Here is a 20,141-nt window from a genome sequence, read left to right as displayed (position 1 = left end):
GGTAAGCCGCATCGTCTCCGCATAGTTGAAGGCTTGGGGTGCTACGTCCCCTCTGCCCTTCGGGGTGAGGGGCCGCTCACGCAAAGCATGCGTACTTTCTGACGAAAAATAGCAAAGGCCCGGACGAGCCGAGCCTTTGAATTTCGTATCTAAAAGAATATCAAGCCGCCTGGTTCAACTCGTCGGCGATGACCGTATCGAGGTTGAGGAAGCAGACCATGGTCTTCTCGAGTGCGACGATGCCGCGGCAGAAGGCGCGCTGGGCTTCCGGGATGATTTCCGGCGGCGGCTGCAGGTCTTCGCTCTTGATGGTCATCATGTCGGAAACCTGTTCGACCAGCAGGCCGACCAGCTTGCCGGCGATGTCGGTGACAATTATCGCCGAGCGCTCGGAGGGTTCGGTCATCTTCATGCCGAGGCGGCAGGCCATGTCGATGACCGGGATCACCGCGCCGCGCAGGTTGATGAGGCCCAACACGTACGGCGGGGTATGCGGCATCGGCGTCACCGGCGCCCAACCGCGGATTTCGCGGATGGCCATGATGTCGATGCAGAATTCCTGGTCGCCCAGATGGAACGAAACGATTTCGAGATAGGCGCCCGACTGCTTGATGGCGTTGTTGTTCATGATCAGAATTCTTCCCAGTTGTCCCCGGCGGGAGCGGCGATGGCTTTGGCGGCAGAACCGCCGTTGAATGCGCCCGCGACTTTGCCGATCAGGCTGCGTGCGGGAGAAGGTCTCGAATGCGAGGCGGCGGTTGCCTCTCGCGGCGTTTGCCGGGCGCTCATGCCCTCGCCGGTTTTGAACTGCTTGATCAGTTGCGTCAGATTTTCGGCGTCGACGGCGAGCGTATGGCTTGCGGCATTCGTCTCTTCCACCATGGCCGCGTTCTTCTGCGTGACCTGATCCATCTGGCTGATCGAAGTATTGATTTCGTTCAATCCGACTGATTGTTCACGCGCAGAGGTTACGATTGATTTAACATGTTCGTCTATGCGCAGAACATCTTCGCCGATCTGGCGAAGCGCTTCACCCGCGGCTGTCACCAGTTCGCCGCCGATCTTCACTTCCTCGCCGGATTTTCCGATCAAGGTCTTGATATCCTTGGCAGCACCCGCAGCACGGCCGGCGAGTTCGCGCACTTCTTGGGCAACGACGGCGAAGCCCTTGCCGGCCTCGCCGGCGCGCGCTGCCTCGACACCGGCATTGAGCGCCAGGAGGTTCGTCTGGAATGCGATTTCGTCGATGACGTTGATGATCTTGCCGATCTCGCGGGAGGCGCCCTCGATTCGCTCCATCGCGGCCATCGCATCACCGACAACGATGTCCGACTTCGCGGTATTCTCGCGGGTGTGAGAGACCATGTGGCCGACTTCCTCGGCGCGGCTGGTGGCGTTACGGACGGTGGCGGTGATCTGGTCGAGGGCTGCCGAGGTTTCTTCCAGGGAAGCGGCCTGCTGCTCGGTGCGCTTGGCGAGATCGTCGGCGGCGGCGCGCATCTGGCGGCTGTTCGCCTCGATCGAGCTGCTGTTGATGGCGATATCACTCATCGCCTTGCGCAGCGTCGCGGTCGTCTGGTTGAAGTCCAGGCGCAAGCGCTCCAGCTCTTCGCGGAACGGCTGGTCGATGGTCACGGTCACGTCGCCGCCCGAAAGGCGGGTAAGGCCGGCGCCGAGAGCGGCGACGGCGGCGCTGAGCGCTTCGGCGTCGGCGAGCTTGGCGGCTTCGCGGGCACGGTGCTCAGCATCGCTGCGCTGTCTGTCTGTCTGGGCTTGGGCTTCAAGGTCGCGCTTCTCGATAGCGGCGAGGCGGAAGCCGTCGGCGGCGCGAGCCATCTCGCCTATTTCGTCGCCGCGGGTCTTTTCAGCGACGTTGCTGGCGAGATCGCCGTTCATGATGCGCTGCATGCTTTCGCGCACGGCGCCGATGCCACGCCGGATCGAGCCGCCATGGACATATTGCAGGACACCCATGACGAGGATGGCTAGGACGCCGAGGCCGATCTGCAGGATGAGGGCCTCTCGCGACACGGCATTGGCGAGCTCGACATGCTGCTGGGCGAAAATGGTGCCGTCAGCGGCGAGCTTGTCGAGGGTCGCGGTCAGCTCGTCGCCGGCGCCGTCGATCGCGTCGTCGATTTTGTCGAATTCCGCATCAGCCGCGCCCTGCTGAACCAGCGCGACGAGATCGACCTGTATTGCCTTGCCGATTGCGGCGACATCGGCGTCATAGCTCTTCAATAGGCTGTCGACTTGCATTTCATTCGCAAGAAGGTGCATCTCTTTCGAACCACCCGAAAGAGCAGTCAGCGAATCACCGATTAGTTTGATGCGCTCGGGCTCGACGGCCTTGCTGTCCTTGTCGACTATGATGTCCATCGCGGCCAAGACCATCGTCAGATTCGCAAGCCGCATGTCGCCGATATGGTTGACGCTCGCCTGGATCTCGCCGGCGCGGCGCAACGCCGTGTCGACCCGCATGTTCTCGTACCAGCCGACGCCGAGCATCGTTCCGAAACCGATGAAGGCCGCACCGCCCAGTGTCCAGAGCCGCTGGCTGACCGACAGGCTCTTGCGCACCGATGAATTCGTCATGAAAAGACCCCTCCACAAACCGCTCGGGTTTATGTTTTTCTTACCCTCATGCGGATGTCCGGAGGTTTCGCCACTCGGCAGACTTCATGTCAGAACGGCTCGACCGGGCCGCACGCACTGCTAAATATAGATGTGACGGCTTAAGCCTTTCCTAATGATGTTCATTGTGAGACCGTCGGTTCGGGCAGAAGGGAAGTCGTTCAGGCGCAATGCGTTTTTGATGAACGCCAAGTCTGGCAGATTGACTTTCGGGTGATCGACGGCTGCGGTTCGTGAGACAATTAATCACGGGTCAAAAAACATATTCTTGAATTGCGCGCCTTCGGCCGAGACGATAATCACGCCGGCAGGGGCGGGTGGCACATCCGCCCGATCGAGGATCACGCCATGAAGAGATTCCGCATCGCCGTCTGGATCGGTGTTCTGATACTTGCCGGGATTCTCGGCGCGGTGAGTTATTCCATGAAGTCGCGGGACGTCGTGGCGGAAGCTCCCTTCGGCGTGCCTTTCACGTTGGTTTCCCAGAGCGGCCAGCCGATCACCGAGCAGGCGCTGCGCGGCAAGCCGACGGCGCTGTTCTTCGGCTTTACCCATTGCCCGGAAGTTTGCCCGACAACGCTGTTCGAACTGAACGGATGGATGGAGAAGGTCGATCCCGACGGCGACAAGCTGCAGGCCTATTTTGTGACCGTCGATCCGGAGCGCGATACGCCTGAGATCATGAACGATTACGTGTCCAACGTTTCCAAGCGAATTACCGGCATTTCGGGCCCACCGGACAAGATCGCCGAGGTCATCAAGGGGTTCCGCGTCTATGCCAAGAAGGTGCCGGTCGACGAGAAGGATCCAAACGGCGACTATACGATGGATCATACTGCGTCGGTCTTCCTGCTCGATTCCGCCGGGCGGTTTTCCGGAACGATCGCCTATGGCGAAAATCCGGACACGGCGGTAAAGAAGCTGGAGAATCTCGTCCATAAGGGGTGATGGCTTCAGCGTGATGGGACGTTGGCTCGACCGATGGCGGGCAAGGGAAACGGGAAAGACCGCCTATCGTGAGTGAAATCCGCCTTTACGTGTCGACCACCGAAAGCCAGGCCGAAGCGATCCTCGATCTCCTGACCCAAGTCTTCGGCGAAGAAGACTTTGCCATCGGCACCACCGAAATCGATGAGAAGAAGGATATATGGGAGGCCTCGGTCTATATGATGGCCGAGGACGAGGCGGATGTGCGCTCCCGCATCGAGGCAGCGCTGAAGGTCGCTTTTCCCGATGCTCAGCTGTCGCGAGAAGTCATCCCGGATGTTGATTGGGTGGCGAAATCGCTGGAGGGCCTGAAGCCGGTCAGGGCGGGGCGCTTCCTGGTGCATGGCTCGCATGACCGAGATAAGGTCCGCTCCGGTGACATCACCATCGAGATCGATGCCGGCCAAGCCTTCGGTACCGGCCATCACGGAACAACGGCCGGTTGCCTGGAGATGATCGATGCAGTGATGTGTTCGCGCCGGGTTCGCAATGCGCTTGATCTCGGCACAGGCAGTGGCGTCCTGGCGATCGCGGTGCGTAAGCTCAAAAACATCCCGGTGCTTGCGACCGATATCGATCCGATCGCAACGCTGGTCGCGGCTGAGAACGTACGACGCAATGGCATCGCGTCTGGCATCGTCACGAAGACCGCACCGGGGTTCCATTCGACGGCCTTCTCGGAGAATGGCCCCTTCGACCTCATCATCGCCAATATTCTCGCCCGGCCCTTGATTCGGATGGCGCCAAAGCTCGCCACGCATCTTGCGCCCGGCGGATCGGTGATCCTTTCAGGCATTCTCGCGTCACAACGGTGGAAGGTGATCGCCGCCTATAGCGGCGCGCGGCTCCGCCATGTCAGGACGATCTGGCGGAACGGCTGGGTGACGATTCATTTCGATCGGCCTTGAGGAGGGAGAGGATCGGGGCGACGGGTGCGACTTACTCCCTCTTCTCCCCGCTGGGGAGAGGAGGGAACAAGTCGTGACGTCAGTTGTCCCACAGGATAGTGCGGTTTCCGTGCCGTTCTCAAAAGAAAAAGGCGGCGCCGATGGCACCGCCTTTGACCGGTCTTCCGGTCAATGCCCGCGAGCTCGAAGGAGGAGGAGCGCTCGAGCGGGCTCTACTGCATTCCAATAGGCTGGTCCGGGAGGGAGGAGACGGACAGGCTTTAAGCTTAGAACGCGTAGCTGGGCGCGCCCTGGTGGCGCGTGACGCGCTGGCCGGCACCGAGAAGCTTGAGGCTGTCCTCGTTCTGCGGACGGCGGGCGCCGATCACGTGACGCACAGTCTGGCGTTCGCCAGCCTGCACCGGGCTGCTATATGCGAAGCGCGAGAGAGAGGCGGTCATTTCAAAAATTCCTTTGTTTGCTGGCTCATCCGAACCGTTCGATGGTCGCTATATAGCTATTCTGAAATGCGGAGGCAGAGGGTTTTCATCATGGGAGCCATGCGGCCAATGCATAAAGCGTGCCAAATTAACTTTTGGCGTCACAGTTCCGTCAAAATGCCGCAGGCCCAACGGTTTCGCCTCGTTTCGTCGCTTTTTCTCCCCATCGATTTAAATTTCGCTAACATGGCCGGCATCCCGTTAACCAGATTCGTTTCAACCATTCGGATTTCCAGCATGTTCCAGTCTTTCGAAGTCACCTCCACGCCGCAGTTCGGCAAGGAACGAGTTTCGGCGCTGCGCGCTACTTTCGATTCGCTAGGCATCGATGCTTTCCTCGTGCCGCGCGCCGATGAGTTCAACGGCGAATATGTTCCGGCCTGCTCCGAGCGGCTGGCATGGCTGACGGGTTTCACCGGCTCGGCGGGCATCGCGCTGATCCTGCGGGCGCAGGCGATCGTCTTCGTCGACGGGCGCTATGTGACGCAGCTCGCCGAACAAGTCGACGGCTCGGTGTTTTCGGGCGGCGATCTGGTGAACGAGCCGCCGCATGTCTGGCTCGCCGCAAACGGAACTAAGGGGCTAAGGCTCGGCATCGATCCCTGGCTTCACGCCGGCGCGGAGGTACGGCGTCTGGAAAGCGCACTGGCGGAGATCGGCGGGAGGTTGGTCTTCCTGTCGTACAATCCGCTCGACAGGTTGTGGAGCGATCGGCCTGCCGAGCCGCTCGGCGCCGTCACCATCCAGAATGTCGCCCAAGCCGGCGTGCTGGCAAGCGATAAGATTGCGACGATAGCCGCCGATCTTTCGAAGAAAAACCTCGCCGCGGTGCTGATCGCCGATCCCTCCTCGGTTGCCTGGATCTTCAATATCCGCGGTGCCGACGTGCCGCACACGCCGCATCCGCTGGCACGCGCCATCATTCATGCCGACGGGCGGGCCGAACTCTTCCTCGACAAGCGCAAGACAGGCATCGAGCCCGAGGCCTATCTCGGGCAGATTTGCACGCAACTGCCGCCTTCGGCGCTCGAAGAGAGGCTTGCTGCCGTGTCCAGGGATGGCGGCCGCGTGCTGATCGATGCTGATATCGCCTCTCATGCGCTGGTGGAGATCATCCGCCGGGCTGGCGGGCAGGTGGTGGAGGGCGCCGACCCCGCCAAGCTGCCGCGCGCGGTGAAAAACGACGTCGAAATCAACGGCTCGGCCGCTGCACATCTGCAGGACGGGGCGGCGATGGTGGAATTCCTCTATTGGCTGTCGCAGGAAAAGCCCGGCACCGTAAGCGAAATCGCCGCCGCCGAACATCTGGAAGCGGTGCGCGCCCGTGTCGGCCAGAGCATGCAGAACCCGCTGAAGGATATATCCTTCGATACGATCTCGGGTGCCGGCGAACATGCGGCGATCATGCATTATCGCGTCACCACCGAGACCAACCGGATGATCGAGGCGGGCGAACTCTTCCTGATCGATTCCGGTGCGCAATATATCAACGGCACGACCGATATTACCCGCACGGTCGGGATCGGCACGGTTTCAGAGGAGCATCGCCGTTTCTTCACGATGGTGCTCAGGGGAATGATCCAGATCAGCACGGCACGTTTCCCGAAGGGCACACGCGGCTGCGACCTCGATCCGCTGGCGCGTATCGCGCTGTGGCGGGCAGGCGCCGACTTCGCCCACGGCACGGGACATGGGGTCGGCTCCTATCTCTCTGTGCATGAGGGACCGCAGCGTATCTCCAGGCTTTCGACGCAGGAGTTGCTGCCAGGCATGATCCTTTCGAACGAGCCGGGTTATTATCGGCCGGGCAGCTTCGGCATCCGTATCGAGAATCTGATCTATGTGCGCGGCGCCGAGGAGATCGAGGGAGGCGACTTGCCGATGCTCGGCTTTGAGACGCTGACCTTCTGCCCGATCGACCGCAGCCTTGTCATTCCCGAGCTTCTGACCCATGACGAGCTGCACTGGTTCAACGACTATCACCGCCGCACGCGTGAGGCGCTGATGCCGCTGATCCACGACCACGACGTCAGGGCGTGGCTCGAAAACGCGACGCTGCCGCTCGAATATTAGGCAAGAGGCGGCGGAGCACTACCTTGTGGCTGCAAGGCCGCGCATCTTTCAGGCACAGGGCAGGGCTCAGGCGCCGATCGTATAACGCCATGCCATCACGACAAGCCAGGCGGCGACGAGCATCCATGTATGGGAAATGCGCAGGCCGACGAACAGAGCGACGATCAGCGCCAGTTTCGATTCCCAGCCGCCAATGAAGAAGGCAGGTGCGACAAGAGTGGTCAGCACGGCGGCCGGCACGGCGTTCAGCGCCGCTTCCATGCGCGGGGGAATGCTCTTCATTCGGGTGATGAGGATATAACCGCCGATGCGGGTGGCGAAGGTAGCGACTGCTGCGGCGAGTATGACGAGCGCCATATGGAGATCGAATTCCATGGCTCAGACCTCGTGCACTTCGGATTGAAGGGCGTCGGCTTCGAGATCCGGCACCTCGCGCGACAGCGGCAGCAGGGCAGCCAGCACGATGCCGGCGGCCGCACCCAGGCTGACATGCCATGGCGAGCCGACATAGCGGTAGGCGAGCACTGATGCTACCGCGCTGACGAGCGCCACCGGCAGGAAGTTGTCGCGCTTGCGGAAGCCGAGGACGATGCCGAGGAAATAGGCCGGCAGCAAGATATCGAGTCCAATTGCCTTGGGATCGCCGATGAAGCCGCCGAGCAGGCCGCCGGCGACGCTGATCAGCACCCAGGGAATGTAGATGATGACGCCGAAGCCGAGATACCAGGCGAAGGTAAGCGGTTTGCCGGCTTCGCCCCGCTTGACTGCCTCGGCAAATTGCGGATCGACGAGCAGGAAAAAGGTGAAGAACTTCTGCACCGGGGTGAAATGGCCGATGTAGCGTGCTAAGGCCGCCGAATAGAGCACATGGCGAAAATTGACGGCCAGGATCGACAGCACGATCAGCCAGGCATGAACCTTGTGGCCGAAGAGTTCGATTCCGACCATCTGGCTGGCACCGGCATAGACCGTTGCGCTCATGAAGGCGGCCTCGGAAAGCGACATGCCGTTTTCAACCGCCAGTGCTCCGAACAGCGCGCCAAAGGGCGCCGATGCCAGCGCAACGGCCGAGCCGCCCCGCAAACCTTCAACAAAGTCGGCGCGATTCATGTGAGTGTCCTGTTGGAAATTCAGGTTTTCCTTATGGGCTAGGGTCTTCCACGGCAATTGAATTTCGTTGATTGACCGATCGATTTCGCTGAAGCATCAACGTCGTGATTGCATTTGTCGGAGAACCAGGCATGCAGAAAATCGAATTTTCCAGGGAAGAAAAGGCTGAGATCGTTTCGCGCATCCGCGCTTATTTCGACCGCGAACTGGATCCCATCGGCACCCTGCCGGCCGAATTTCTGCTCGATTTTTTTACCGAGGAGATCGGGCCTTACTTCTACAATCGAGGGCTGAGAGATGCCCAGGCTGCCTTACTGAAGAGAATGGAAGACGTGGCCGAAGATATCCATCTTCTCGAGAGAGAGCAGAAATCCAGCGCCTGAAAATCAGACGGCAGGCCTGCTTAACGCCAAATTATGGCTGCGGCGATACGGTCGGCGCTTTCCTTCACCAGGTTGGTGTCATTTGGCCCTGATTGTCTCTGTTATTGATGAACCACGATCCGCCAGGCTTGCCAAGGCGATGCTCTTCCTCGCCTGGCTTGCGCTGGCGTCTGCGCTTTGCTGGTCCGAAACGGTATGGCGTGACGAAGTTCGCGCATTGTCACTGGCCCTTCAGGGAGACAATTTCGCCGCTATGCTTCGCCAACTGCAGGGTGAGGGGCATCCTGCCCTGTGGTATATCCTGCTGCGCGCCGCCTATGTCATAGTCGGCTCACCCGTCGTCTTGAAAATCGTCGCACTGACGATTGCGGCGGCCGCCGCCTACCTTCTTGTTTTCCGGTTGAAACTGCCCCTTCCCATCATGCTGCTGTCGCTGTTCAGCAGCTTCTCGATTTTCGATTATGCGGCGATGTCGCGAAATTACGGCATCAGCATGCTGGTGGTCTTCCTTATCGTCCTGAGCTGGGAGAGGGGAGCACGCAAGGGGATATTGCTCGGCTTGTTGTTTGCCTTGCTGGCAAATACCAATGTCCACTCGGTCGTCCTCGTCGGCGGCTTTCTCGCCTATTGGTTTTTCGATCTGGTTCTGGCGCGGCCAAGCCCCCCTTTGAGCGCATATCGGGGCTTTGTGACAGCTGCTGCCATTGCCGCGGTCGGCGTTGTTCTGTGCGTCATGACAGTCTATCCGACCTTCAACGATGCCGGGCAGAACGATCTCGCGGACAAGAATTTCGCTTTGCTTGTCCTTTCTGCCTTTACCGCGGCCAGTTCCTATTTCATGGCATTCTACCCCGACCGGGTCCTTGAACTGATCGTGGCTGATCCATTGCTCGCCCGGATTTTCGCGTCGCTCATGGCTGTGCTCATCTATGGCAGTCTGTTGGGGCTGGCCAACCGGCGACCGGCGATGTTCGCAGCAGCACTGGTTCTCCTCGGGCTTTCCCTGCTTTTTACGCTCGTTTATCCAGGTAGCTACAGGCATCAGGCGCTGTGGCTGGTCTTCATGATCGCAATCACCGCTTTGACCCAGCCCCCTCGGCTCAGCCCCGTCGATGTTGCCGGCACCGAAGCTGCCGTCGTCGTGAAGATCGGGCGTCTGTGCTTGATGATATTGCTCGCGCTGCAGGTCGCTTCCGGCATCGAGAGGGTCCATCAATTCCTTTTCAGCGATATGCCGCTCAGCCGAGCCCAGGATCTCGGCTCGTTCATTCAATCTCGTCCTGATCTCAAGGATGCGATCATCATGGCGGATCCCGACTATCTCGTTGAAGCCTTGTCCTATTACGTTTCCAATCGCACCTATCTTCTAAGAGAGGAACGGTTCGGTGCCATTGTGCATTATACCCGCAATGCGCGGCTTTCTCTCAGCCTTGCCGACATTCTGCAGACGGCGCGGCAGTTGCAGCAAAGCGAGCATGCCCCCGTCGTCATTCTTCTCTCACAGCGGCTTGACCGAATTGCCGCGCCGGTCTCATTGCGCGAAAGTTACAATTGGCTGCTGTCCCTGACGCCAGATGACATTTCCGCATTCCGGAGCGAGACGACCCTCGTCAAGCGCTTCGGCCCCGTTGCCGGCAGCGATGAGACATTCGACGCCTATTTGTTGAAATAGTCGGCGATCGCAAGCTCATTGGCGCAAGGCATCTGCGCTTTTAATCACAGCGATGCCATGCGCCCGCATCTCGTCGATAGCGGCGGCAACACCTTCGGGGGTAATGCCGCGACTTGCATCCTCGATGAAGCGCACGCGCACACCAGGCATCATCTCGAGCGCGTCGAGCGCCGAGAACTTGACACAGTAATCGGTCGCCAGCCCGCAAACGTCGAGATCGGTGACACCTTGTTCCTGGAGAAAATTGGAAAGACCGGTCGAAGCATCCCGGTCATTGTCGCGGAATGCCGAATAGCTGTCGATCCTGGGATCCTCGCCCTTCTGCTGGATCAGGTCGATCTCTTCGGATCTCAGGTGCGGATGCAGTTCGGCGTCGAGCGTACCCTGGATACAGTGGTCGGGCCACATCATCTGTGGCTTGCCGGACAATTCGCCCATCTCGAAGGGAGCGGCGCCCGGATGGGCAGAGGCGAAACTGCCGTGGCCGGGCGGATGCCAGTCCTGCGAGGCGACGATCAAATCATATTTGCCGCTGTCGATCAGCCGGTTTGCGACGGGAACCACCTTGTCGCCGTCCGGCACCGGCAGATTGCCGCCGGGACAGAAGCCGTTTTGGATATCGACGAGCAGCAGCGCTTTCATCAAGGCCAATCCCTTCGCGTTATTGCAATGCAAATGCCAAATGCACCGAACACACCACTAGTGGATTTCCCAGCGCGGGTGCGCAAGTGTTAATTCTAGTACCTCCGGTAGTAGCTGGTCGAAAAAGCACACGCTAATGCAACCATGGATATTGGTCGCGATGACTCTCCTCTCGAAATGGCGGGAGGCGAAGGTTTTACGCTGCGGGATCTCCCCGGCAGAGCCTCATTTTCCCGGTGTCAGCCTTCATCGGTTTACCGGCTGAGGTGCTGCAGCACCGTCTTCGACGGCGACGTCCGCTCGAGCTTGCCCGCCGCCGCGATTTCTGCCTTCTTGGCTCATCAGCAAATCGAGATTGAAGCCATGTCCGAGCCTCAAGCAGATGAAAAGATCGATGCCACCTTCCGCAATGGCTCGCTGACTGCGACCGGGATCATTCTTGGTTTCTCCCTCAATTTCATCAGTCTCTGGGTGTCCAATCCCAATGACTGGAGCCGCGTCGATCTGCTACCGATGTTGTTCCTGACCGTCGGTATCGCCATTCAGGTGAAGGTGTTTGCCGATCTGCTCGCGCGCGACTCCCTGCTCGCCGCAAAATATGACCGGGCTCGGCGACTGTTCCTGATCGGGCTGTCGATCGTCGCCGTCGGAATGGGGATCGCCCTGCTGAACGATATTCTCGGACTCAGCAGTATGCGGATGTTCGGGTAAGGGTTCCCACGCGGTATCACCGCAAATCACACGCGCTCGACGAACCCGTCCAGCACCCGTTTCTGACCGGCGCGATCAAAATCGATCGTCAGCTTGTTGCCTTCGATGCCGGTGATGTTGCCGTTGCCGAACTTCAGGTGGAAGACGCGGTCGCCGAGGGTGAAGCGCGACGGCTCCGAGGACGTGGACTTCGCCACCAGTTCGCCGTCGATCATGCGCCCCTTCGGGCCGCTTTCGCCGTAACCGATGCGTTCGACGGCGTGGCCGGAGCGGGTGCCCCAATTCTCGCGCGTGGCGTCGGTCCTGTTGGCCTGCGCACGTTTCCAGCCGGGGGTCGAATAGGAGTTGGCGAAAGGTTCGGCCTTGTCGAAGCGGGACTGGCCGTAGCCGCCGCGGCCGTAAGCGCCGTAGCTCTGTTCCATCTCGGCGACCTCGACATGGGTCTCCGGCAGTTCGTCCAGGAAACGCGAGGGCAGGGTCGATTGCCAGAGACCGTGGATGCGGCGGTTGGAGACGAACCAGATGTGGCAGCGGCGTTTGGCGCGGGTAATGCCGACATAGGCGAGACGGCGTTCCTCCTCCAGGCCGGCGCGGCCGCTTTCATCGAGCGAGCGCTGGTGCGGAAAAAGGCCTTCCTCCCAGCCGGGCAGGAAGACGGTGTCGAATTCCAGGCCTTTGGCCGAGTGCAGCGTCATGATCGAGACGGCATCGAGGTTCTCGTTGGTCTCGGCATCCATCACGAGGGAAACGTGCTCCAGGAAGCCGCGCATTGACTCGAAGCTTTCCATCGAGCGGATCAGTTCCTTGAGGTTTTCGAGACGGCCCGGGGCTTCGGCGCTCTTGTCGTTCTTCCACATGTCGGTATAGCCGGACTCTTCGAGGATCTGCTCGGCAAGTTCGGTATGCGGTGTGTTTTCAAGCAGCTCCTGCCATCGGCGGAAGGATTGAATCACATCGAAGAGGGCTTTGCGCGCCTTTGGCTTCAACTCGTCCGTTTCGATGATGTCGGCCGCTGCCGCCAGCATCGGGATGTCGCGGGCTCGGGCATAATCATGCAGCGCACGCACCGTTGTATCGCCGAGGCCACGCTTCGGCGTGTTGATGATGCGCTCGAAGGCGAGGTCGTCGGCCGGTTGTGCGACGAGCCGGAAATAGGCCATGGCATCGCGGATTTCGAGGCGCTCATAGAAGCGCGGGCCGCCAATGACTCGGTAGTTGAGGCCAAGGGTGACGAAGCGATCTTCGAATTCGCGCATCTGGAAGGAGGCGCGCACCAGGATCGCCATGTCGTTCAGCAGATGCTTGCTGCGCTGGAGTTGCTCGATCTCCTCGCCAATGGCGCGGGCTTCCTCCTCGGAGTCCCAGGAGGCGTGAACCTGCACCTTGACGTCATCGGGATCGGTGCGATCGGTGAACAACGTCTTGCCCAGACGCCCTTCATTATGGGCGATCAGATGGGCGGCGGCACCGAGGATATGTTCGGTCGATCGGTAGTTGCGCTCGAGCTTGATCACCTTGGCGCCGGGGAAATCCTTCTCGAAGCGAAGAATATTGTCGACCTCCGCACCGCGCCAGCCATAGATCGACTGGTCGTCGTCACCGACGCAGCAGACATTCTGCGGCTCGCCCCTGCTGCGCTGGGCCAGCAGCCTCAGCCACATATATTGGGCGGTGTTGGTATCCTGATATTCGTCGACGAGGATATAGCGGAAGCGGCCGTGATATTCCTTTAGGAGATCCGGATTCTTGCGGAAGATCGCGATCGGATGCATCAGCAGGTCGCCGAAATCGCAGGCGTTCAGCGTCGACAAGCGCGCCTGATAGGCGAAATAGAGATCGCGGCCGCGGCCATTGGCGAAGGCGCGGGCATCGCCTTCGGAAATATCGGCCGGTCCGAGGCCCTTGTTTTTCCAGGTGTCGATCATGCCGGCGAACTGCTTTGCCGGCCAGCGCTTGTCGTCGAGACCTTCGGCCTGGATCAACTGCTTGATCAGGCGGACGACGTCATCGGTGTCGAGGATGGTGAAATCGGAACTGAGGCCAACCAGCTCGGCATGGCGGCGCAGAAGCTTGACGCCGATCGAATGGAAGGTGCCGAGCCAGGGCATGCCTTCGACGGCGCCGCCGACGAGCAGGGCGATGCGCTCCTTCATCTCGCGCGCGGCCTTGTTGGTAAAGGTGACGGCGAGGATCTGCGACGGGAAGGCGCGGCCGGTATTGAGGATGTGGGCGATGCGGGTCGTCAGCACGCGTGTCTTTCCGGTGCCGGCGCCGGCGAGCACGAGGACAGGACCTTCCAGCGTTTCGACGGCTTCAGTCTGTTCCGGGTTCAGTCCAGCGAGATAATCCGGCCGCTTGCCGCCGTCGCGCGCCGCCATGGCGCGGGCGGCGATGCCGCCGCCAGCGGAGGGTCTTCCGGCTGCAGCGACGGACGGCTGCGGCTTGCGCGCCACTTCGCCGGGCTCTTCGTCGAAGAAGGGAATATCGTCGAAACTATTGCTCATGGCGCGTAATGTAGTGATTCGGGAAGGAAAGACCAGAAAAGATGTTCTGCTTTCATTCCCGAACCACCACTATTGCCTGGGTGCGGGTGGCGAGGCTGCCGCGGGTGAGCGGGCGAAAAATTCCGATCGCAGCCTGTCGGAACCGGCGCCGACCAGACGTCCTCGAAGCACGGACAGAAGTCCGGGATACTCGCCAACAAGGAGGCTGTCTATGCCGAAGGTCATTTCAAATCTCTGGTTCGCCGAGCAGGCACGCGAAGCCGTCGAATTCTACGTGTCGATGATTCCGGATTCCAGGATCGGCCGCACCACCATACTTCCGGCGGAAACGCCGAGTGGGCCTCCCGGCAGCGTCGAGCTGATCGAATTCACGCTCGGCAACCAAGCTTTCCTGGCGATGAAGGCCGGCCCGCTCGATAGCTTCAACCACTCGTTCTCGATCGCGGTTCTTCTCGATAGCCAGGCGGAGATCGACCGGATATGGGATGGCTTCCTCGCCAACGGCGGCACGCCGGAGGCATGCGGCTGGCTGAAGGACCGCTGGGGCCTGTCCTGGCAGATCGTGCCGCGCGCTCTCTCGGAGATGATCGCCGACGAAGATCGCGAGCGGGCAAGGCGTGTCACCGAAGTCATGCTCGGGATGGTCAAGATCGATGTGGCTGCGCTGGAGAAAGCGTTCAACGGCTGAGAGCCGGGAGGCGCGCGATCGCAATAAACCGGGCAGGGGTTACTTCGCCCGGTTTCATCCCGCGGGGGCGCGCTCACTGCCCCGCAATCAGAGCCGGCTTGCTCTTGCCGGCGGGAAATCGCCGATTTTCCACGGCTCGAATCACGGGCGCTATTGCACACCTTTTTGACCTTCATGTCACGTCGCTAAATGTGCTGATATCGCGACGCCCCTTTTCTCAACTACAATAAGAAACAGTTTCGTAGAGTAAAAAAATACCGGTGCATGCACAATTTTGTGCATTGCCACAAACGGCCGGTCAGCGTGGAATATACCTACGAAACTATTGATTCTTAGGAACGCCGTGGCCATCTCGATGGTTATACGGCTTAGAGCCTGCGGCATAACCTTAATGGAGGTCCCATGCTGAGTGAATCCGTATTCGATGCGTTTACCCGCAGTTATGAAGCGCGTCGCGAAAGCGACATGTCGGTCTCGGACTATCTTGATCTCTGCAAGACCGATCCGATCGCCTATGCCAACGCCACCGAGCGTCTGCTCGCTGCCATAGGCGAACCACAGATGGTGGACACCGCCAAGGACGCGCGCCTCGGCAGGATCTTCATGAACAGGACGATCCGGGTTTATCCGGCCTTTGCCGGTTTTCACGGCATGGAAGAGACAATCGAACGCATCGTCTCCTTCTTTCGGCATGCAGCGCAGGGGCTCGAGGAGCGCAAGCAGATTCTTTATCTGCTCGGTCCGGTCGGGGGCGGCAAGTCGTCCTTGGCTGAGCGGCTGAAGCAGTTGATGGAAGTGCATCCGATCTATGTGCTGAAGGCGGGCGAAGAGATCAGCCCCGTGTTCGAAAGCCCGCTCAATCTCTTCGATCCGGAGACGATGGGCCCGCTCCTGCAGGAGCAATACGGAATCCCGCAGCGGCGGCTGAACGGATTGATGAGCCCGTGGTGCCTGAAGCGGCTCGACGATTTCGGAGGCGATATCTCCCGATTCCGCGTCGTCAGGATACAACCCTCGCGATTGCGCCAGATCGCAATTGCCAAGACCGAGCCAGGCGATGAGAACAACCAGGACATCTCCTCGTTGGTCGGCAAGGTAGATATCCGCAAGCTGGAAACCTACTCTCAGAACGATCCGGATGCCTACAGCTATTCGGGCGGGCTGAACCGCGCCAATCAAGGCGTGCTCGAATTCGTGGAGATGTTCAAGGCGCCGATCAAGATGCTGCATCCGTTGCTGACGGCAACGCAGGAGGGCAACTATATCGGCTCGGAGAATATCGGCGCCATACCTTTCTCCGGAATCGTCCTCGCTCATTCGAATGAGGCGGAGTGGCAGACTTTCAAGGCCAACAAGAACAATGAGGCCTTCATCGACCGTATCTGTGTGATCAAAGTGCCCTATTGCCTGCGGGTGACAGAAGAACAGAGGATCTACGAAAAGCTGATCGAGGGATCGGAACTGGTGGACGCACCATGCGCCCCGGCAACGCTCGAAATGCTGGCGCGTTTCTCCGTTCTTTCGCGTCTGCGCAAGCACGAGAATTCGACCTTCTTCTCGAAGATGCGCACCTATGACGGGGAGAGCCTGAAAGAAAGCGATCCGCGTGCCCGCAGCGTCCAGGAATACCGGGATGCTGCCGGTATCGACGAAGGCATGGACGGAATATCGACCCGCTTCGCCTTCAAAGTGCTCGCCTCCACCTTCAATCACGACACGACTGACATTGGCGCTGATCCCGTCCATCTGATGTATGTGCTGGAACAGGCGATCCGTCGCGAGCAGTTTCCCGATGATGTCGAGAAGCGTTATCTCGAGTTCATCAAGGCCGATCTTGCGCCACGCTACGCAGAGTTCATTGGCAACGAGATACAGAAGGCCTATCTTGAATCTTATGCGGACTACGGACAGAATCTGTTCGACCGCTACGTAGATTATGCCGATGCGTGGATCGAAGATGTGGACTTCAAGGATCCCGATACTGGTCAGCTTCTCGACCGCGAGCTCCTCAATCAGGAGCTGACGAAGATCGAAAAGCCGGCGGGAATCGCCAATCCGAAGGATTTCCGCAACGAAATCGTCAAGTTCTCACTGAGATCGCGGGCAGCGAATGGCGGAAAAAATCCGTCATGGACGAGCTACGAGAAAATCCGGGAAGTCATCGAGAAGCGTATGTTCTCGCAGGTCGAAGATCTCTTGCCGGTGATTTCCTTCGGATCGAAGAAGGATTCGGAAACAGAAAAGAAGCATAGCGAATTCGTCTCGCGCATGGCCGCGCGAGGTTACACGGAACGGCAGGTTCGGCGCCTCGTCGAATGGTACATGCGCGTCAAACAGGCAAGTTAATGCGGAGCCATTATGCACATTGTCGACCGGCGGCTAAATCCGCGCGGTAAAAGTCTGGAAAATCGTCAGCGGTTCCTTCGACGCATGAAGGGAGCCGTGCAGCAGGCGGTGAAACGTTCGCTGCAAAATCGAAACATTCGAGACGTGCTCGACGGCGGGGAGATCAGCCTGCCGATCGATGGGATGGCAGAACCAAGCTTTCGAAGGGGTGAAGGCGGCATCGCCGACCACATCCTGCCCGGGAACCGGGCTTTCGTCGAGGGGGACATCATTCCGCGGCCGCCGGGCGGGAAGGGCGGAAAACCAAAAGATGCAGGCGAGGGCGACGGTGAGGATGGCTTCCGTTTCGTACTGACGCGGGAGGAATTCCTCGATGTGTTCCTTGACGACCTCGAATTGCCAGACCTCGCCAAGCGGCGTCTAGCCGAAACCGAGGAGGAAACTCCGTTCCGGGCCGGCTATTCCGTATCAGGGTCGCCTTCCAACATTGCCGTCGGCCGCACGACGAAGCTGGCAATGATGCGCCGCGTTGCGCTTGGCCGCCCACGCCGCGAAGAAATCGAAGCCCTGCAGCGGCAGATCGAGGAATGCAAGGACGAGGAGACCCGTCTGGCACTTGAGACAAAACTCAAAGCCCTGACGGAAAAAAGCCGGCGCATTCCCTATATCGATCCGCTTGATGTCCGCTATCGCCGCTTCGAAAACGAGCCGAAGCCAGTCGCGAAAGCGGTGATGTTCTGCCTGATGGACGTGTCAGGCTCCATGTCGGAGCACATGAAGGACCTCGCGAAGCGATTCTATCTGCTGCTCTACCTTTTCCTGTCGAAACGCTACAAGAAGGTGGAAATCGTCTTCATCCGTCATACCGACAGGGCTGAGGAGGTCGATGAGGAAACCTTCTTCTACGGCCCGGCGACGGGTGGCACGCTGGTTTCGAGTGCGCTTGCCGCAATGCGGGCAATTATCGCAGCGCGTTTCGACCCGGCGGAGTGGAATATTTATGGTGCCCAGGCCTCGGATGGCGACAACGCCCATTCGGACGGAAATCTGACCGGGCAGCTGCTGCGCGAGATTTTGCCGCTATGCCAGTATTTCGCCTATATCGAAGTCGGCGAGGAGGGCGGCGATTCTTCAATATCGCGATCGCCGCTGTGGATGCTCTATGATGGGATCCGTTCCGAACCGCTGCCGCTTTCAATGCGCAAGGTCTGCCGGCGAAGCGAAATATTCCCTGTTTTCCACGATCTCTTCCAGAAACGTGAGGCACAGTCGAAGGTGACGCCATGACCATGACGGTGAGGCCAAGAGAGCGGCTCCTATTCGATGGGGCCGACTGGGACTTTGCAACGCTGCAGCGCATCCACGATGCGTGCGAAGAGATCGCGCTCGGTGAACTCGGCCTCGATGTCTATCCGAACCAGATCGAAGTCATTACCTCGGAGCAGATGCTGGATGCCTATTCCTCAACCGGCATGCCGCTCTTTTACCGTCATTGGTCCTTCGGAAAGCACTTCGCGCATCACGAGACCTTCTACCGCCGCGGGATGCGCGATCTTGCCTACGAGATCGTCATCAACAGCTCTCCCTGCATCTCCTATCTGATGGAGGAAAACACGGCGACGATGCAGACGCTCGTCACCGCCCATGCGGCCTTCGGCCACAATCACTTCTTCAAGAACAACTATCTCTTCAAGCTCTGGACCGATGCCGAGGGAATTCTTGATTATCTCGATTTCGCCAAAGGCTATATCACCCGCTGCGAAGAGCGCTACGGCGAGACGGCGGTCGAAAGAACGCTCGATGCGGCGCATGCGCTCATGTCGCATGGGGTGCATCGATATGCCGGCAAGACCACCATCGACCTTCGCCAGGAGGAGAAGCGGGAACAGGAGCGTCGCGCCCACGAGGAGCAGATGTTCAACGATCTGTGGCGCACGGTTCCCGTCGGGAAGGCGAAGAAGACGGGTGACATAGGCTTGGAAAAGCGGCGCGCCGCGCTCGGTCTCCCGCAGGATAATATCCTCTATTTTCTCGAGAAATCTGCGCCCCGGCTGCAGCCGTGGCAGCGAGAGATCCTTCGCATCGTGCGCCACGTCGCGCAATATTTCCATCCCCAGCGGCAGACCAAGGTGATGAACGAGGGAACCGCCACCTTCGTCCACTATCAGATCATGAACCGACTTCACGAGCGGGGGCAGATCAGCGACGGCAACTTCCTCGAATTCCTGAAGTCGCATGCCAATGTCGTCTTCCAGCCAAACTACGACGATCGGCGGTTCTCGGGTTTCAATCCCTATGCGCTTGGTTTTGCGATGATGCAGGACATCGAGAGGATCGTCACGAAGCCGACGGAAGAGGACCGGGCATGGTTTCCCGATATCGCGGGAAGAGGCGACGCGATGGTGGTCCTGCGCGACATCTGGGCGAATTACCGCGACGAAAGTTTCATCAGCCAGTTCCTCAGTCCGAACCTGATCCGACGGTTTCGGCTGTTCCATCTCTACGACGACCCGGAACAGACCGAAGGTGTGCTGGTTTCGGCAATTCACAATGAACGCGGCTATCTGCGCATTCGCCGCCAGCTCTCCCGCGAATACGATATCGGCTGGACCGATCCGGCAATCGATATCGTCGATGTCGATCTCGCCGGCGACCGTCGCCTGTTGCTGCAGCATATCGTCATGAACGGCTGCTATCTGCAGGAAGGTGACACGAAGCTCGTCCTGCAACATCTTGCCGATCTCTGGGGCTACGATGTGCTGCTCCAGGAAATCGACGGTTCGAGCAGCGTGGCGAAGGAACACACGGCAAGCCCGCGCAAGATCGTTCAATGATCCGGTTTTTTGCAACGTGTCGGGCTAAAGGGCATCGTACGCCTTCATCCTTTGTCCGCATCCGGCGGCGATCGGCAATTATCGATGGCAACAAACACAAAGGCTGCGTAATTTAACGCCGCTGCAATCGTTCATATTGGTCTCCACTCAACCTAATTCCACGTTGCAGC

17 protein-coding genes are annotated in these 20,141 nt (G+C 59.5%); 10 read left to right on the top strand and 7 right to left on the bottom strand.

What is annotated here, in order from left to right:
• Nucleotides 1–160: 160 nt before the first annotated feature.
• Nucleotides 161–628, bottom strand: a complete 468-nt coding sequence (locus AC13QO_RS13320) for a chemotaxis protein CheW (RefSeq protein WP_004668786.1) — start codon at nt 626–628, stop codon at nt 161–163.
• 2 nt (nt 629–630) lie between these two features.
• Nucleotides 631–2,595, bottom strand: coding sequence for a methyl-accepting chemotaxis protein (locus AC13QO_RS13315; protein WP_488540842.1), 1,965 nt, complete (start codon nt 2,593–2,595; stop codon nt 631–633).
• Between the two features lie 387 nt (nt 2,596–2,982).
• On the opposite strand from AC13QO_RS13315, the gene AC13QO_RS13310 reads away from it, so the two are divergent.
• Both AC13QO_RS13310 and AC13QO_RS13305 read left to right on the top strand, forming a co-directional pair.
• Nucleotides 2,983–3,582 (top strand): SCO family protein, encoded by a 600-nt coding sequence (locus tag AC13QO_RS13310; RefSeq protein WP_488540841.1) that lies wholly within the window; start codon nt 2,983–2,985, stop codon nt 3,580–3,582.
• 68 nt (nt 3,583–3,650) lie between these two features.
• Complete coding sequence (locus AC13QO_RS13305; protein ID WP_488540840.1) at nt 3,651–4,529, top strand: 50S ribosomal protein L11 methyltransferase; 879 nt, start codon at nt 3,651–3,653, stop codon at nt 4,527–4,529.
• A 266-nt stretch (nt 4,530–4,795) separates the two neighbouring features.
• Here the strand turns inward: AC13QO_RS13305 and AC13QO_RS13300 are convergent, their stop codons facing one another.
• Nucleotides 4,796–4,969 carry a hypothetical protein gene (locus AC13QO_RS13300; RefSeq protein WP_004668779.1) on the bottom strand — a complete coding sequence of 58 codons (174 nt, stop codon included), beginning with the start codon at nt 4,967–4,969 and terminating at the stop codon, nt 4,796–4,798.
• A 276-nt stretch (nt 4,970–5,245) separates the two neighbouring features.
• Between AC13QO_RS13300 and AC13QO_RS13295 the strand changes: the two genes are divergently transcribed.
• Complete coding sequence (locus tag AC13QO_RS13295) at nt 5,246–7,081, top strand: aminopeptidase P family protein (protein ID WP_488540839.1); 1,836 nt, start codon at nt 5,246–5,248, stop codon at nt 7,079–7,081.
• 66 nt (nt 7,082–7,147) lie between these two features.
• Here AC13QO_RS13295 and AC13QO_RS13290 read toward each other — a convergent pair whose 3' ends face one another.
• Nucleotides 7,148–7,456 carry an AzlD family protein gene (locus AC13QO_RS13290; RefSeq protein WP_488540838.1) on the bottom strand — a complete coding sequence of 103 codons (309 nt, stop codon included), beginning with the start codon at nt 7,454–7,456 and terminating at the stop codon, nt 7,148–7,150.
• Nucleotides 7,457–7,459: 3 nt separating this feature from the next.
• Nucleotides 7,460–8,191, bottom strand: coding sequence for an AzlC family ABC transporter permease (locus AC13QO_RS13285; RefSeq protein ID WP_488540837.1), 732 nt, complete (start codon nt 8,189–8,191; stop codon nt 7,460–7,462).
• A gap of 131 nt (nt 8,192–8,322) precedes the next feature.
• Between AC13QO_RS13285 and AC13QO_RS13280 the strand changes: the two genes are divergently transcribed.
• Nucleotides 8,323–8,574 carry a DUF2164 domain-containing protein gene (locus tag AC13QO_RS13280; RefSeq protein ID WP_221112233.1) on the top strand — a complete coding sequence of 84 codons (252 nt, stop codon included), beginning with the start codon at nt 8,323–8,325 and terminating at the stop codon, nt 8,572–8,574.
• Between the two features lie 82 nt (nt 8,575–8,656).
• Complete coding sequence (locus tag AC13QO_RS13275) at nt 8,657–10,246, top strand: hypothetical protein (protein ID WP_488540836.1); 1,590 nt, start codon at nt 8,657–8,659, stop codon at nt 10,244–10,246.
• Nucleotides 10,247–10,261: 15 nt separating this feature from the next.
• Here the strand turns inward: AC13QO_RS13275 and pncA are convergent, their stop codons facing one another.
• The gene (gene pncA / locus AC13QO_RS13270) at nt 10,262–10,888 is read right to left on the bottom strand and encodes a bifunctional nicotinamidase/pyrazinamidase (protein WP_285191565.1); all 627 of its coding nucleotides are present in this window, start codon (nt 10,886–10,888) and stop codon (nt 10,262–10,264) included.
• Nucleotides 10,889–11,251: 363 nt separating this feature from the next.
• Between pncA and AC13QO_RS13265 the strand changes: the two genes are divergently transcribed.
• The gene (locus AC13QO_RS13265; RefSeq protein WP_085780124.1) at nt 11,252–11,599 is read left to right on the top strand and encodes a hypothetical protein; all 348 of its coding nucleotides are present in this window, start codon (nt 11,252–11,254) and stop codon (nt 11,597–11,599) included.
• Between the two features lie 26 nt (nt 11,600–11,625).
• Here AC13QO_RS13265 and AC13QO_RS13260 read toward each other — a convergent pair whose 3' ends face one another.
• Nucleotides 11,626–14,103: an ATP-dependent helicase gene (locus AC13QO_RS13260; protein ID WP_488540835.1), complete on the bottom strand. Its 2,478-nt coding sequence runs from the start codon at nt 14,101–14,103 to the stop codon at nt 11,626–11,628.
• Between the two features lie 211 nt (nt 14,104–14,314).
• On the opposite strand from AC13QO_RS13260, the gene AC13QO_RS13255 reads away from it, so the two are divergent.
• The 4 genes from AC13QO_RS13255 to AC13QO_RS13240 all read left to right on the top strand — a co-directional run bounded on the left by AC13QO_RS13255 (nt 14,315) and on the right by AC13QO_RS13240 (nt 19,971).
• Nucleotides 14,315–14,791: a VOC family protein gene (locus AC13QO_RS13255; RefSeq protein ID WP_488540834.1), complete on the top strand. Its 477-nt coding sequence runs from the start codon at nt 14,315–14,317 to the stop codon at nt 14,789–14,791.
• Nucleotides 14,792–15,193: 402 nt separating this feature from the next.
• Nucleotides 15,194–17,137: a PrkA family serine protein kinase gene (locus AC13QO_RS13250; RefSeq protein WP_488540833.1), complete on the top strand. Its 1,944-nt coding sequence runs from the start codon at nt 15,194–15,196 to the stop codon at nt 17,135–17,137.
• Between the two features lie 12 nt (nt 17,138–17,149).
• Complete coding sequence (locus AC13QO_RS13245; protein ID WP_085778756.1) at nt 17,150–18,424, top strand: YeaH/YhbH family protein; 1,275 nt, start codon at nt 17,150–17,152, stop codon at nt 18,422–18,424.
• The gene (locus AC13QO_RS13240; protein ID WP_488540832.1) at nt 18,421–19,971 is read left to right on the top strand and encodes a SpoVR family protein; all 1,551 of its coding nucleotides are present in this window, start codon (nt 18,421–18,423) and stop codon (nt 19,969–19,971) included. Before AC13QO_RS13245 ends, AC13QO_RS13240 begins: the two co-directional genes overlap by 4 nt.
• Nucleotides 19,972–20,141: the final 170 nt, after the last annotated feature.

It is taken from the genome of Rhizobium sp. CNPSo 3670, assembly GCF_057784555.1.
This window is presented reverse-complemented; position numbering and strand designations above follow the sequence as displayed.